General features: G+C 52.2%; 11 protein-coding genes. 4 read left to right on the top strand and 7 right to left on the bottom strand.

The features are described 5' to 3' along the window. Positions 1–22 precede the first annotated feature (22 nt). Complete coding sequence (locus KO216_RS04765) at positions 23–1,369, bottom strand: DUF5692 family protein (RefSeq protein WP_215523143.1); 1,347 nt, start codon at positions 1,367–1,369, stop codon at positions 23–25. Between the two features lie 207 nt (positions 1,370–1,576). Between KO216_RS04765 and KO216_RS04760 the strand changes: the two genes are divergently transcribed. From KO216_RS04760 to KO216_RS04745, 4 genes are all read left to right on the top strand, one after another. Continuing rightward, the gene (locus tag KO216_RS04760) at positions 1,577–2,623 is read left to right on the top strand and encodes a hypothetical protein (protein ID WP_215523142.1); all 1,047 of its coding nucleotides are present in this window, start codon (positions 1,577–1,579) and stop codon (positions 2,621–2,623) included. 3 nt (positions 2,624–2,626) lie between these two features. Next, positions 2,627–3,517, top strand: a complete 891-nt coding sequence (locus tag KO216_RS04755; RefSeq protein WP_251451864.1) for a DUF5692 family protein — start codon at positions 2,627–2,629, stop codon at positions 3,515–3,517. A gap of 324 nt (positions 3,518–3,841) precedes the next feature. Next, on the top strand, positions 3,842–6,529 hold the full coding sequence (gene valS, locus KO216_RS04750; protein ID WP_215523141.1) for a valine--tRNA ligase: 2,688 nt from the start codon (positions 3,842–3,844) through the stop codon (positions 6,527–6,529). A 20-nt stretch (positions 6,530–6,549) separates the two neighbouring features. Beyond that, positions 6,550–8,466 (top strand): AMP-dependent synthetase/ligase, encoded by a 1,917-nt coding sequence (locus KO216_RS04745; protein ID WP_251451861.1) that lies wholly within the window; start codon positions 6,550–6,552, stop codon positions 8,464–8,466. A gap of 52 nt (positions 8,467–8,518) precedes the next feature. On the opposite strand, the gene KO216_RS04740 is transcribed toward KO216_RS04745, so the two are convergent. From KO216_RS04740 to KO216_RS04715, 6 genes are all read right to left on the bottom strand, one after another. Continuing rightward, the gene (locus KO216_RS04740) at positions 8,519–8,842 is read right to left on the bottom strand and encodes a chorismate mutase (protein ID WP_215523140.1); all 324 of its coding nucleotides are present in this window, start codon (positions 8,840–8,842) and stop codon (positions 8,519–8,521) included. Positions 8,843–8,889: 47 nt separating this feature from the next. Further along, a complete protein-coding gene (gene clpX, locus KO216_RS04735; RefSeq protein ID WP_215523139.1) occupies positions 8,890–10,131 on the bottom strand; it encodes an ATP-dependent Clp protease ATP-binding subunit ClpX in 1,242 nt (413 codons plus the stop codon). A gap of 85 nt (positions 10,132–10,216) precedes the next feature. Beyond that, positions 10,217–10,882 carry an ATP-dependent Clp protease proteolytic subunit gene (locus KO216_RS04730; protein WP_374047504.1) on the bottom strand — a complete coding sequence of 222 codons (666 nt, stop codon included), beginning with the start codon at positions 10,880–10,882 and terminating at the stop codon, positions 10,217–10,219. Between the two features lie 5 nt (positions 10,883–10,887). Next, positions 10,888–11,505 carry an ATP-dependent Clp protease proteolytic subunit gene (locus KO216_RS04725; protein WP_215523138.1) on the bottom strand — a complete coding sequence of 206 codons (618 nt, stop codon included), beginning with the start codon at positions 11,503–11,505 and terminating at the stop codon, positions 10,888–10,890. 217 nt (positions 11,506–11,722) lie between these two features. After that, positions 11,723–13,069 (bottom strand): trigger factor, encoded by a 1,347-nt coding sequence (tig, locus tag KO216_RS04720; protein ID WP_215523137.1) that lies wholly within the window; start codon positions 13,067–13,069, stop codon positions 11,723–11,725. A gap of 202 nt (positions 13,070–13,271) precedes the next feature. Further along, the gene (locus tag KO216_RS04715; RefSeq protein ID WP_215523136.1) at positions 13,272–14,576 is read right to left on the bottom strand and encodes a CapA family protein; all 1,305 of its coding nucleotides are present in this window, start codon (positions 14,574–14,576) and stop codon (positions 13,272–13,274) included. Positions 14,577–14,590 lie beyond the last annotated feature (14 nt).

Genomic DNA, 14,590 nt, shown 5'->3' with positions numbered 1-14,590 from the left:
TATTTTGCATTTCTGCAGACGGTTACGCTTCCTTTGACTTGGTAACGTCCCAGCGGGGATCAGATTTGATCCCTTTTTCCACCAGCTTGGGGTCGGCAGACAGTGGAGTGCGCGGTTTTGGATAGCGTTTGTCTTTTTTCCACCAGGGCACCCATCCCACATATCCGTCTACCGGCGGGGTCGTAGATTTGGGTTCGAAACCTAGCTGCGTGGGAGTCTCGGGAATAAAGTCGGTCAAGAAGTACTTGTCTTTATCGTCTGCGTAGAGCTTTACTACTTTCCTAAAGGCTCCCAGCTCGAAGAAGAGACAGTTCGTCCAGGGATTGCGGTGATGTTTGGTCATCTTGTACAGCCAATAGATAAACAGCGCCACGTTTGATATCAGTGCCAGCCAAGCACAAACGATATTCGCCATCGGGTTCATCGTGGCGTAGTTGGTCATTATTGAGGGTCGCACCAGTAGTTCCGGGAGGATATTGTTAGCTGCTATCCAGAACATCAAGGTGAAACAGCGGAACCAGATCCATTGCCCTTTCGCCCAAGTAAAAGCGGGAACCGTACACGCGAGCAGCAATGCCAAGGTGCAGTACCAGGTGTAGTCCGCGAGTGAGTTATATAGGAAGGAATGGTTCCACAGGTCATAGGCAATAATCCACGGCCAGGCCATATCTGCCCAAATCAGGCCTTGTACTTTCCCTTTCTTTGCGGAAGAAATAAAGATTTTGCCCAGACCGGTGATGGTAATAATATTTAGCACCCCGGCAGCAGCGGACAGCAGATTCCAGTATCCGCCGATGGTGCGGAACCCGGTGGCCGGGTCGATGCCTACTCCACTGGCTTTAAAAGCATCAGCTGCTGCTTGATACCAGGCGACTGAGCCGCTGGCAGCGGTGATTCCGCGGGTTTCGGGTAGCCCCTCAATCATCGAGATCGAGCGCGAGGAATCAATATCCATCAGGCATTGAAAGTTGGTGGCACAGGCGCGGTAGCTGTCGGCTTCAAAGTAGATGGTTAGGTCGCGAATATTGGCTTCCATAATGTTTACTGCCAGACCGATCCAGAGGGCAACGCCAAACCACATAGCATAGCGGCGAGCTTTTAGGGGGTTACGTTTGCCCCAGTGCAGCAGGAAGGCGGTCATAGTGGCGGTGGCTAGCATGATGATGAATTTGCCGAAGGGGAACCATCCCACCATGGGAACCCCGTGAATGATGACGTAGGGAATCGCTAGCACCCCACCTACTGTCCAGAGGGCGAAAGCAGTCCAAGTCCAGCGGCGATGCATTTCTGCCACTAACATTTGGAGAGCGAAAATTAGAATCCAGAAAAGGTAGACCCAGATTGGGCCGACTTCCCATAAAAATCCCATAATTGTTCCTTTTAAACCGAGCGACGCTGCCCGGTCGTTTTGAGCTTAGATATTATCTTTTAATTTGCCTACTATCTGCGAGTATGACTCTAATGATTTTCTTTTCAAAAGAGGTCATTATTCTTAATACACTAGTGTATTATATGTTAACGCACGGATGACAACGATGTTGCCTGTTTTAAAAAAAATAACCTACGGAGAAGATCAATGTCTGCTAACCACAGTCGAATTGGAAAAGTATTGCGCCTCGGCGCTTTCGGGGGCAGCGCTGCCCTCGGCGGAATGCTGGGCTTCAGTCAGTTTTCGGGTAAAGCCACCAAAGAGGAAAACGAGTGGCACTATCCTTCAGATGATTTAATCGACCGTTGCTATTCCAATGGTCGTTCCTCTACCTATGCCATCAACATTGATGCTCCCGCCTATGCGGTTTATCGGCATTTAAAGCAGTTGGGTTGCGATAAGGCGGGTTCTTATTCTTCTGAATTCTTGGAACGCACTTTTGCGCGGTTACCTTTCTTCAACTCTTACGAAATTCAAGAACAGTGGCAAGGCGAAGACGCTTTGAAACCCGGAGATATCGCCGGATTCGACTTTACCGGGATGTCAATGGAGTGGGCGGATGTGGTGCCAGGGAAGTACCTTTCCCAATGGGTTGACACCAAGCACCCACCGCGCGCTCCCGGATCCTTCGCATTCCGCTACCCAGGAATGAAACACTACGCGGCCGCCTGGTGTTTTTACCTGATTCCCCTCAAAGGAGAACGCTGCCGCTTAATCAACCATTGGCGTATCGGTTTTGAACCCGATACCAAATTTGCGGCCGCCATCAACTGGATAAACATTGAACTGATCGGCGGATGCATGGCGCACCTGCAGAACCTCTACGTGAAGCGGGTAGCGGAATTCCGGAAGAAACCGCAATGGCAAGGTCGGATTAAACGGGCAGTCCTTGGAGGCAAGCTCTCCGGATACGACACTCCCGCGGGACGCTGGGACGGCACCGAACTCTACGAAGACACCCACAACCAGTGGCTGCGCTACGGTCGTCAAGATCCGGCCGTAAACGAGGTACGTCCTCCGGTCACCGATAACCCGGCCTGGCCTCCTACTTCCTCCGATTCCCCCTGGGCACAGGAGATCGATAGTGACTATTTCACCGATTGGGAACAACCCGAGTTTTCCTGGGAGGAACAGATTCGCCAAAAGAAAGAAAAAACCTATCTTCCTGGCTGGGGAAAGAAGGCGGCGCAGTAACTGATGAAACCGGACTATCCCACTCTGTTCTTTTTTGAGTTAGGCCAGTGGTATGACTATTTGATGCTAGTGGTAGTCATCGCGGGACTCGCGGTATTGGCTTGGCTAGCAATCCGCTACAAATGGGTCGCGATTGCAGTATTCATCGTGATCCCGGTGGCGCTCACTATTTTTTGGTGGCCCTATTCGCGCGCCGGCACTAACTCTGATGGCTGGTTCCCGATAGTGAAACAATACTCCGCGCTAATCGGGTCGTTATCGCTGGTGGCTCTACAATATCTCCCGAAGCTGCGTGATAAACGCTGGTATCTATGTATTCCCCCGTTTATCTTGGCGATAAACATTATCGAGGCCGTGATTCGCGATTTCCAGTGTTACGGCATCCACGGGGTGGATCCCTCCCAAGGGATGGTGACCTGGGGTGGCCCCTGGAATATCATGAATGGCATTGCCGGAATCCTAAACTTCCTGATGATTTCAGGCTGGATGGGTATTTACGTGTCCAAAGGCAAAAACAAACAGATTATTTGGGGCGATCTGACTATTGGTTGGATTATTGCCTACGATCTGTGGAATGTTGCCTACGTTTACAACTGCCTAGCTGACCGCGCCTGGTATTCGGGGGTAGCCCTATTAGCCTCCTGTACTATCCCGGCCTTCCTGGCCTTCGGGAAAGGTGCCTGGATTCAATACCGGGCCTACACCTTGACCTTCTGGTCAGCGATAGTGCTAACTTTCCCGCACTTTATGCAAGATTCCATATTCGCCCACCGCAGCGCTCACAACCCCACTGCTATGTTTTTGCTTTCGGCAGCAGCGCTAGTGGCCAATGTGGTGGTGTTCGGGTATCACCTTTATAAGGTGCGCTCCACCGGGCGTAATCCCTTTAAGTAGGAAGTTTATTGGGACACCCCCTATAACTTGCAGATTGCCCGCGAAAACGGAGGGGAAACGCAAAATAGTTAGCAGCTTCTTATTGAGGCGTTCGCAGAAGAGCCTGCCACCCGGTTTTAGTCTTGATTGAAGATTCCGGGTGGCGGGCTTTTCTTAAAACAGCTGCGTTTTCAATGCTTTTGGCTCCTCGAGGGCATAGGGCTAGATTTTGGGGTTGGTCTGCGAAACCGAGTAGTTTAGTAGGGTATATAAACGCCAGTTACTGTCCTGCGATATAGAAGAACAGGCGGTAGACAGGGAAAAGAATAAAATAGGAGATGGCCGATGAGTAATCCCCACGATCACCGGGATTTAGCAGATCTACACCTACCCGCACCTCAGGTTCCACAGCGAGTAAGCGTAGACGGCCTCGAAGAACGCTGGGGTCAGACCTGGGAAGAACAACAGGTCTATGCTTTTGACCGCGAGGCGGAACGCGAGCAGGTGTTCTCGATTGATACTCCCCCGCCCACGGCCTCTGGTTCTTTGCACGTAGGACACGTGTTTTCCTATACCCACACCGATTGTCTGGCTCGGTATCAGCGGATGCAGGGTAAAGCGGTGTTCTATCCTATGGGCTGGGACGATAATGGGCTGCCTACTGAGCGGCGTGCCCAAAACTATTACGGAGTCCGCTGCGATCCTACGCTGCCCTACGACCCAGATTTTGTGCCGCCTCATCACGGAGATTCCAAGTCGGTTAAGGCTCGCGATCAGGTGCCGATTTCCCGTAAGAACTTTATTGAGCTGTGTGAAGAGCTGACCAAAGAGGACGAGAAGTCTTTTGAGGCACTCTGGCGGCGCCTGGGGCTAAGCGTGGATTGGAAACATCAGTACCAAACCATTTCTAAGGATTCCCAAAAAGTTGCGCAAACCGCTTTTTTGCGGAACTTAAAACGCGGCGAAGCCTATCAATCGGCAGCACCGGGTCTATGGGATGTAACTTTCCAAACCGCGGTGGCGCAAGCTGAACTAGAGGCGCGTGACTATCCTGGTTTTTATCACGCGCTCGCTTTCCACCTTCCGGATGGGCAGGACGTGATCATTGAAACCACCCGTCCCGAACTACTAGCAGCCTGCTGCTGCCTGGTGGCGCACCCTGACGACCAACGCTACCAGCATCTATTTGGTAAAACCGTAACCAGCCCCGGATTTAACGTTGAAGTTCCGGTACTCGCGCACCCGGCAGCGGAAATGGATAAGGGCGCCGGCATCGCCATGTGCTGTACTTTCGGTGATGTTACCGACGTGGAATGGTGGCGTGACCTAGAGCTACCCACCCGGGTCATTTTGGCTAAAGATGGACGGATCACTCACGAAGCTACCGATTGGATCACCGATCCGGCAGGTAAAGAACTTATGGATGCTATCCGCGGTAAAACCACGTTTTCGGCGCGGCAAATCGTAGTGGAAGCCCTCAAAGAAAGCGGGGAGCTGCAGGGAGAACCCCAAAAAACCATGCGGCAAACCAACTTCTTTGAAAAAGGTGACCGGCCCCTAGAAATCGTAATGTCGCGGCAATGGTATATCCGCAATGGCGGCAGCGACTACACGCTGAGCGGACACCGCGACAACCTCAATAGTGAGCTGCTAGCGCGTGGGGAAGAACTAAAGTTCCACCCGGACTTCATGAAGGTGCGCTACTCCAACTGGGTGCATGGCCTCCATAATGACTGGTTGGTTTCCCGCCAGCGCTTCTTTGGGGTGCCGATTCCGCTTTGGTATCACATTGACCAGAACGGCGAAGTCGATTACGACCAGGTAATTATGCCCGCCGAAGAAACCTTGCCGATTGATCCCACCAGCGATGTTCCTCAAGGTTTTACGGAGGAGCAACGCGGTGAACCCGGCGGTTTTGCTGCCGAAGTCGATATTTTAGACACTTGGGCGACCTCTTCGCTCACCCCCCAAATTGCGGGCGGCTGGCTGCGAGATGAGGATCTCTTTAAGCGGGTTTACCCCATGGACGTGCGTCCGCAAGGCCAAGATATTATCCGCACCTGGCTGTTTTCTACCGTGGTACGTGCGCATCTTGAGTTCGGCGCTCTCCCCTTTGAGAACGCCGCGATTTCCGGCTGGATTTTAGATCCGGATCGCAAAAAAATGTCTAAATCCAAAGGCAATGTGGTTACCCCTATGGGGCTGCTAGAAAAACACGGCTCAGATTCAGTGCGCTATTGGGCGGCTGCGGCTCGCCTGGGTACCGACACTGCTTTTGAAGAAGCCCAAATGAAGATCGGGCGGCGGCTAGCAATGAAACTGCTCAATGCCTCCAAGTTTGCTTTGTCGATGACCGAGGACGCGGGCCTGTGTCTAGATCCCGCAAAGGTAACTACTCCCTTAGATAAAGCGGTAATCGCCCGCCTGAATGAAGTTATTATCGCCGCTACTAACGCGTTTGAAAACTATGATCACACGCGGGCATTAGAGCAAACCGAGTCTTTCTTCTGGGATTTTTGTGACAACTACCTGGAGCTGGTTAAGGATCGCGCCCACAACTTCGCCGGGAATTGGGACAAGGACGTGCAGGATTCGGCACGCACCGCCCTTGCCCTCGTGGTTGATAACGTGACCCGGATGCTAGCCCCCTTCCTGCCCTACGCGGCAGAGGAAGTTTGGTCCTGGTACCGCACTGGCAGTGTTCACACTGCTCCTTGGCCACAGGTTACCTCCGCTTTGCAGACGGCAGCGGGGGACGCAGATCTGCTGAAACTGGCGGGCGACACGCTGAGCGTCCTACGCAAGGTAAAGTCCGAAGCGAAAGTCGGACAGCGCACCCCGTTCGAGCAGGTAACTATTGTTTACTCCGATGATTGGTCCGCAGAGAACCTGCCGGCAGTGCGTGCGGATTTAGATGCGGCTGCTTCACTAACTGGAATAGTAACAGTCGAGGTTAATAAAGAGGCCGAGGCGCAGGTTATGACTCAGGATGCAGTGTTAGGCACCCCTCCGCCAAAGAAACCGCGCAAATAACTGTAAGGTAGGCTAAAAGCGTGACTAACTGGTTCAAAGATAAACAAGAAGCAAACGCAGACGACGGCATTACTTTTCCGCCAGGAACCATTGCGGTGGCCGGAAAAACTCCGGGTACCTTGAAAGAGTTCTCGATGCCGGCGACCAAGATCCGCTCTAAACATGACAATATTGTGTCCCTGTTTCGCCGCCGCGTCACTCAAGATCCCACGCAAACGGTTATTGAGCAAAAAACAATGCTCGGGGAACAGTGGCGCAAAGTTTCTGCCGGGGAATTTTGGGATGAAATCAGTTCGGTTTCGCGGGGCCTGCTCGGTATCGGCTTAAAACCCGGCGACCGCCTCGCTTTGCACGGTCCCACCTCTTATGAGTGGACGCTGATCGATATGGCTGCGCTGGCAATCGGAATTGTCACCGTTCCGATCTACGAAACCGATTCCGCCGCCCAAATCGAATGGATTCTGCAAGATTCTGATATTCGCTACGCGATAGCTTCTAATCAATCCTCTCAGGAACTAATGCAGGCAGTAGCCGCACGGGCAGATCGTAAATGCCGGATATTTTCCCTGGCTGCCGGGGATCTACTGACCATTATTGAGGCGGGACGCCAGATTGCACCGGCAGTCATTGACTCCTACAACGCCCAAATCACCGGCGACACTATTGCCACCATTATTTACACTTCCGGAACCACCGGTCGCCCCAAAGGCACTATTATCACCCAGCGTAACGCCACGGCCTTGCTACCTAATCTTCTGGATTATTTGGCAGAGATTGGGATGCAAAAAACTACCCGCTGCCTATTATTTTTACCGGTAGCCCACGCACTAGCTCGTTTAGTTTCCTGGGGAGCCTTACTCGGACCCGGAGTGGTAGGACTAGTGCCGGACACCAAGAACCTGCTGGCAGATTTGGCTTCGTTCAGGCCTTCCTATCTGCTGGCCGTTCCCCGCGTCCTGGAAAAAATCTATAATGCCGCTGACGCCTCGGCAGGAACCGGGATAAAATTGCGTTTATTCCGCCTGGCGGCCAAATCTGCGATTGACTACTCCAAAGCCCTAGACACTCCTGAAGGGCCATCGCGAGCCTTAAAAGTACGTCGGCAAGTATTTTACCAACTGGTGTTATCTCGGTTGACCAGTCTTTTGGGCGGAAACGCCAAATATATTATTTCTGGAGGCGGTCCCCTCTCAGTGCGTCTTGGGCATTTCTTCCGCGGCATTGGAGTCACGGTTTGCGAAGGCTACGGTTTGACTGAAACCTTAGGACCGGCCACCGTGAACGCACCTGACCGCGCGAAAATCGGTTCGGTGGGGCAGCCAGTACCCGGGATTGCAGTCCGCGTATCTACACAGGGTGAAGTGCAGTTCAAGGGAGATCCCATGTCTCCTGGCTACCTTAATCTAAAGGAAGAAACTGCTGAGCTTTATACTGAGGACGGTTGGCTACGCACCGAAGATAAGGGCTGGATTGATTCCGATGGTTTCGTCCACATCACCGGTCGCATGAAAGAAATTATTGTTACCGCTGGTGGCAAGAATGTTTCTCCAGAAATTCTGGAGGACGGCCTGCGCGGACACCCCCTCATATCGAATGTGGTGGTAGTTGGGGATCGTCGTCCGTTTATCGCCGCCCTAGTAACCTTGGATGCCGAGATGCTACCCGGGTGGTTGCGCAACCACAACCTTCCTCCTATGGATATTTCAGACGCTGCCCGCCACCCGGCAGTATTAAAGGCGCTTGAGCGGGCGGTAGCACGCACCAATCAAAAGGTTTCCCGCGCGGAATCTATTCGTAAGATTCGGGTGCTAACCACTGATTTTACTTTAGAAAACGGAACTATGACCCCCTCACTCAAGGTCAAACGTTCGGTAGTGCTAAAGCGCTTTGAGAACGAAATTAACGCGATATACGGCGGTCCCCTGGAAGAAGACTAACAACCAACGGGAACCCTAGTGCTTACCCTGGTCGCGTGGTTTGGTTGCGCGGCTAGTTCCCCTGCTGTTCAGCTATATCGATATGGTGGCGGATAACTTCCTCTACGATAAAGTTCAAGAATTTTTCCGCAAAAACCGGATCCAGGCCGGCCTCCTCAGCTAGCGTTCGTAGTCGTGCCACTTGCTGTTTTTCCCTGCCCTTATCTTCAGGGTTAAGTCCCAGCCGTGCCTTAAGATACCCCACCTTTTGGGTACATTTAAAACGTTCCGCCAAGATATGAATTAAAGCGGCATCGATATTATCGATTGTGGCGCGTGCCTGCAATAACTCTGGGGGAATCACATTACCGGCCGGTTTACCCTGTTCACTGCTCATAGACTAAGGATAAACGAGGGCGAGGACGAGAGCGAGAACTGTCCAAGCTAAGCGGTCTTAGAGCAGGAAACCGACTCCAGGAGAGTAGGTTTTGCTCCCTGGTTCACGACTTCCTCCGTGATAGTAACCGAACGGACATCGGGCTGTGAGGGCACTTCGAACATGGTTTCTTTTAGCACTGCCTCCATAATGGAAGAAAGAGCCCGGGCTCCGGTACCTCGTTCTTGTGCCATGCGGGCAATCGCCCGGATCGCTCCATCGGTAAAATGCAGGTCTATCCCATCTAGCTCAAACAGGGAAGCATATTGAGCAACCAGAGAGTTCTCCGGCTCTACCAATACCCGCACTAGGTCAGATTCAGTAAGTTCCTTCACCGAAGTCAAGACTGGCAAGCGCCCAATAAATTCGGGGATCAGGCCAAAGCGATGCAGATCATCCGCAGTGACCTGTTCATAAAGGTCACCGTGTTCGGCTGTAGATTTCAAAGAAGATCCGAACCCGGTGGAATGCCGCCCCAACCGAGACTTAACAATCTCATCAATCCCGGCAAAAGCACCCGCCGCGATAAATAAAATCGAATTAGTGTCGATCTCTAGATACTGTTGGTGCGGGTGTTTACGTCCCCCCTGCGGAGGTACCGAGGCTACCGTGCCTTCAATAATTTTTAGCAGTGCCTGCTGCACGCCCTCCCCTGATACGTCCCGGGTAATAGAGGCGTTCTCCGCTTTGCGGGAGATTTTATCGATCTCGTCAATATAGATAATGCCGCGCTCTGCGCGTTTAATATCTCCATCGGCAGCATTAATCAATTTGAGCAGGATGTTTTCCACGTCCTCGCCCACGTATCCAGCCTCAGTTAAGGCAGTAGCATCCACAATCGCAAACGGCACATTCAACAATTTCGCTAAGGAACGCGCTAAATGCGTTTTGCCGCAACCGGTGGGACCTAGCAACAAGATATTCGATTTCGTCAAGGACATATCGATATTCTGTCCGCGCTCTTTGGCCTGCACCCGTTTGTAATGGTTATAGACTGCGACTGAAAGAGCCCGTTTTGCGTGATCCTGACCAATTACATAGCTATTAAGGAAGCTATAGATTTCTTTAGGTTTAGGCAGGGGCTTAGATTTCTCGCCCGAATGCTTGGCGGTATCCTCTTCCATGATCTCGTTACAAAGATCAACGCACTCATTACAGATATAGACTGCTGGCCCGGCAATAAGTTTGCGCACCTGCCGTTGGGTCTTACCGCAAAACGAGCACTTGAGCAGCTCGGCCTCTTCCTCCACCCGTTTCCTCCTAAATCAGACCTGCACCTCTTAGCCTAAAGGTATTTTTGCAGCTAGCTTGCGGCAACACGCTAGCTAGCTGATCCTATGGTTTTGACGGGCTTTTGCGGGACTCCAAAACCTGGTCAATCAGGCCGTACTCTTTGGCGGCAGGAGCAGTCAGGATCTTATCGCGTTCGATATCTTTGCGTACCTGCTCAGGGGTCTGCCCAGAATGCTTCGCGATAGTTTCCTCTAACCAAGTACGCATCCGATCGATTTCTTCCGCAATAATCTCAATATCGGTGGCTTGCCCCTGAGAGCCCTGCATCGAGGGCTGGTGAATAACGATCCGTGCGTTCGGTAGAGCCAAACGGCTGCCGGCAGAACCTCCGGCAAGTAGCACTGCTGCTGCGGAAGCTGCTTGACCCAGGCAAACTGTCTGAATCTGCGGCTTTACGTACTGCATAGTGTCGTAGATCGCGGTCATCGCGGTAAAGGAACCACCTGGAGAGTTAATGTACATGGTGATGAGGGAATCCGGATCTTGAGATTCCAATACTAAAAGCTGTGCCATCACATCATCGGCTGAGGAATCATCTACCTGCACCCCCAAGAAAATAATCCGCTCATCAAAGAGTTTGGTGTAGGGGTTTTGGCGTTTGAAACCGTAGGAGGTACGTTCCTCGAACTCGGGGAGCACGTAGCGGTCAATCGGCATATTTGCAGCCAGACGCGGAGCTCCCGCTGGATATAAAGGTGAAAAAGCCATGGTTACTAGAGTTCCTTTCCATCAGCGCCGAGGTTACGAGCCGACTCAATTACGTGGTCAATGAATCCGTATTCCAGGGCCTCTTGAGCAGTGAACCAGTGGTCACGTTCCGAATCTTCCCGGATCTTTTCCACCGATTTCCCGGTGCGTTGGGCATTTATCTCGGCCAGTTCCTGTTTCATCTGCAAAATCAAGTTAGCGTTAATGCGAATATCCGAGGCGGTGCCGCCTACGCCCCCCGAGGGTTGGTGCATCAAAATCCGGGCATGCGGGGTCGCATAGCGTTTACCGGGAGTGCCAGCAGTGAGCAGCAGCTGTCCCATAGAAGCTGCCATGCCCAAAGCCACGGTTACTACTTCTGGCTGAATATATTGCATGGTGTCGTAAATGGCCATACCGGCAGTTACCGACCCGCCCGGAGAGTTGATGTAGAGAAAAATCGGCTTTTCCGGATCCTGCGCCGCTAGCAACATCATCTGGGCACAAATCTGGTTGGCGTTATCCTCGGCCACTTCTGACCCCAGCCAAATAATCCGTTCTTTTAACAGCTTATTGAAAACATGGTCACCTAAAGCTAGGGAGCTAAGCTGATCTCCCTCATTTTTTACTGCCGCAGTTTGCACGGTTGTTCCTTATCTGTGGGACTTAAAAATGGTTCTCTATCAAACTACCGTCTTTGGAGACGGTTTTCTTCTCTGCCATGCCCTTTTACGCTTTCAGCGCATGAAACCTGGGGGTATACACCCCTGAAAAGCGTTTAGCTAGGGGTAAATGCTGGTGGGGCGGAAAGCTCTCACTGTCCGCCCCACTGGCTTTAAGAATTACTGATACCTCTAGCGGCTAGTTTTCCTCTTCGCTAGCCTCGGCATCACTATCGCCTTCGGCAGCCTCAGCGGCGGCAGCTGCCGCCTGCTCTGCCCGCGCCTCTGCCGGATCCTTGGTGAACTCTGAAAGGTCAATCTCGGTGCCGTCCTCGTCCTTGACGGTTACTTCCCGTAGAGCCGATACCAAGGCGCGGTTACGGCGCAAATCTTGCCCCATCGCGGCTACCTGGTTCTGATCCTGCAACATCTGCATAGGATCAACCCCGTACATCTGCGCAATCTCGAAGATGGACTGGTAGAGCTCATTGGGGTCAATCTCCACCTCGCGTTCATTAGCGATGCGATCAACCACAATCTGTTGCTTGGCCTGTTTCTTAACTGACTCAGTCAGTTCCTCGCGGTCAGCGTCTTCTTGTCCCTCAGCAAGGCGATCAACCTCGCTATCGATAAACTTCTGCGGAAGCGGGAAATCAGTGTTTTCTACCAGGTAGTCTTGGAGTTTCTCGCGAGCTTCCAAAGCCTGCTGCTGGCGCCGCATCTTCTCTACATTGCCACGCAAATCGGTGCGCAATTCCCCAATAGTGTCGAATTCCGACGCCATCTGAGCGAAATCATCATCAGCCTCGGGCAGTTCCCGCTCTTTTACCTTGTGCAAAGTGAGAGTAACATCGGCTTCTTCACCCTCGTGCTCTCCACCCTTCAAAGTGGATTTGAATTCGGTGGTTTCCTCGGCCTGCATGCCACTTAGTGCTTCATCCATGCCTTCGAGCATCGACTGGGAACCAATCTGGTAGGAAACTCCGGAAACGGAGTCAACTTCCTCATCCCCAATCTTGGCAACCATATCGATGGAAGTGAAGTCACCGTCTTGAGCTGCACGCTCTACAGTCTTTAGGGAGGCGAAACGATCACGTAGCTGGTCTAGTTCCTTTTCTACGTCCTCATCGCTTACTTCCAGCTTCGATACCTCTAGGGACACGTCCTCGAGGGACGGTAGCTCGAAATCAGGAACGATATCTACCTCTGCGGTGAACTTGAGGTCACCGCCGGGTTTGCCCTCAACTGCGGGAGTTTCTACGACCTCGACTTCTGGCTGCCCCAGGGGGGTCACTTTCGCTTCGTTTAAAGCGCGGCCATAGAAGTCCCCTAAACGCTCGTTGATGGCCTGTTCCAGTACATAGCCGCGTCCAATCCGCTGATCAATTATTTGGTTCGGAACGTGACCGGGACGGAAGCCAGGAATTGAAACCTGCTTCCCTAGTTGCTTATATACCTTGTCGATTTCCGGTTTGAGATCTTCATAAGGTACCTGGACGGTTAGTTTAGCCCTGGTTTCTTCCAGTTTTTCCACGTCTGTTTTCACAAATACGCTCCCGCGGCTTGTCTGCGGTGTCCCACCTGTTTACGGCAGGATTCACCTGTTCGAATAAATTGCAACGCTGATAATCTTAGGGCACTGCGCGACTTTCAGGAAATGATAACCCATGGATGTGAGCTAGCGTACCCACCTCTGATTTGGCGCAACTAAAAAAACACAGTCATTTCCTCTAAACAGCTAAGAAAAATTAACTATTTAAAGGCTGCACTTTAGTAGTTGAATCAGCGGTTGGTGGATCTTTCAGCTCAGTAGCTTGGCCTTCAGTGACTTCCCGCAGATGCGCCAGGTAACTCGCGGCGGTCTGAGTGCTGAGCGAAGTGCCCGCGCCCTCGGAACTTTCGTAGAGGTATCCCGGAACTACTTGCAGGGTTGAGCGATCCATGACTAGAGGTACCCAACCGGCAGCGGAAACATAGGGATGTCCCTTGGCAGGCAAGGTAATCGTGGGGAAGGCAATCTGTCCCACCTGAGTGCCAATACCTTGCGATGCATGCATTGCCGAAAGCAAGTTCCCTATCCCGTAGTAAACCCAAAGCCCTTTCCCATCTACCCCGCCGGGCAATTTCCTGATCGGCTGGGGAACGTGTACATGGTGCCCAATGTAAAGGTCCACTTGCCCTGAGTCAGCAAGCGTTTTAGAGATTAGATCCTGCTCCGGTGAAGGTGGTGAGTTGTATTCAGCGCCAGAATGCACAGAAGCTACCACGAAATCGGCACCATCAGCCCGTGCCTGCCGCGCGATATCTACGATTATTTTTCCGTCGCTAGTTACATTAACTAACCAAGGATTATTCACATATTCCGCCGGAGTACCTTGATTTAGGCCATAGGCAGCAGAAATATGGGCAAGTTTGAAGGAACGCCCCTCTTTGGTGATCTCATACATTTGGTAACGTTTTTCATCTGCGCTTTTGGCAGAACCGGTTACCCCCAAGCCGGCATTACGCATGGTGTCGATGGTATGCGCAATGCCTTCGGATCCCTGATCAAAAGTGTGATTAGAGGCGGTGGAACAGCCGTCATATCCAAAATCTTTGGAATCTTGCGCCCAACTCAAGGGCGCCTTAAATACGGGATATCCGCGAGAATCTTGATCAGATTTTCCAAAGGGGATTTCCTGGTGGCACAGGGCAATATCTGCCCCCGCTATCCAAGGACGGATCTTTTCTACTTCCCTGGTGTAGCGGGTAGTACCCTCTTTCCAGCTGCTGGCCACTACCGGTTCGTGGGATAGCACGTCCCCAGTGGCGGCTAGGGTTATTTGCACCTCTTTTTTAGGAGCGGGGGTCGCAGTCTTCTTTACCGGCGCTTTCGCAGTAGCGGTGGCTTGGGGCTGATTAACTTTGCCCGCTTGATACATGGAGTATCCGAAGACTCCCCCCACCGCAATCAATGCGATCAGGGTAAAGGCACCTAAAGCTGCTAGAACTTTCTTCCAAGAAAATTTAGAGCGCCGGCGGTGAGAAGAACTGGTTTCATTTTCACGGGTCATGGGGAACACCTTTA

Origin of the sequence: Varibaculum prostatecancerukia (assembly GCF_943169825.2) — a bacterium.
In the GTDB taxonomy this organism is placed as follows: domain Bacteria; phylum Actinomycetota; class Actinomycetes; order Actinomycetales; family Actinomycetaceae; genus Varibaculum; species Varibaculum prostatecancerukia.
The sequence above is the reverse complement of the archived record's forward strand: the minus strand, read 5'-3'. Positions and strand labels throughout refer to the sequence as shown.

Coding starts and splice junctions, on each gene's coding strand:
- valS (WP_215523141.1), top strand. CDS start 3,842: ATGAGTAATCCCCACGATCACCGGGATTTAGCAGATCTACACCTACCC.
- KO216_RS04765 (WP_215523143.1), bottom strand. CDS start 1,369: ATGGGATTTTTATGGGAAGTCGGCCCAATCTGGGTCTACCTTTTCTGG.
- KO216_RS04760 (WP_215523142.1), top strand. CDS start 1,577: ATGTCTGCTAACCACAGTCGAATTGGAAAAGTATTGCGCCTCGGCGCT.
- KO216_RS04740 (WP_215523140.1), bottom strand. CDS start 8,842: ATGAGCAGTGAACAGGGTAAACCGGCCGGTAATGTGATTCCCCCAGAG.
- KO216_RS04730 (WP_374047504.1), bottom strand. CDS start 10,882: ATGGCTTTTTCACCTTTATATCCAGCGGGAGCTCCGCGTCTGGCTGCA.
- KO216_RS04755 (WP_251451864.1), top strand. CDS start 2,627: ATGAAACCGGACTATCCCACTCTGTTCTTTTTTGAGTTAGGCCAGTGG.
- KO216_RS04715 (WP_215523136.1), bottom strand. CDS start 14,576: ATGACCCGTGAAAATGAAACCAGTTCTTCTCACCGCCGGCGCTCTAAA.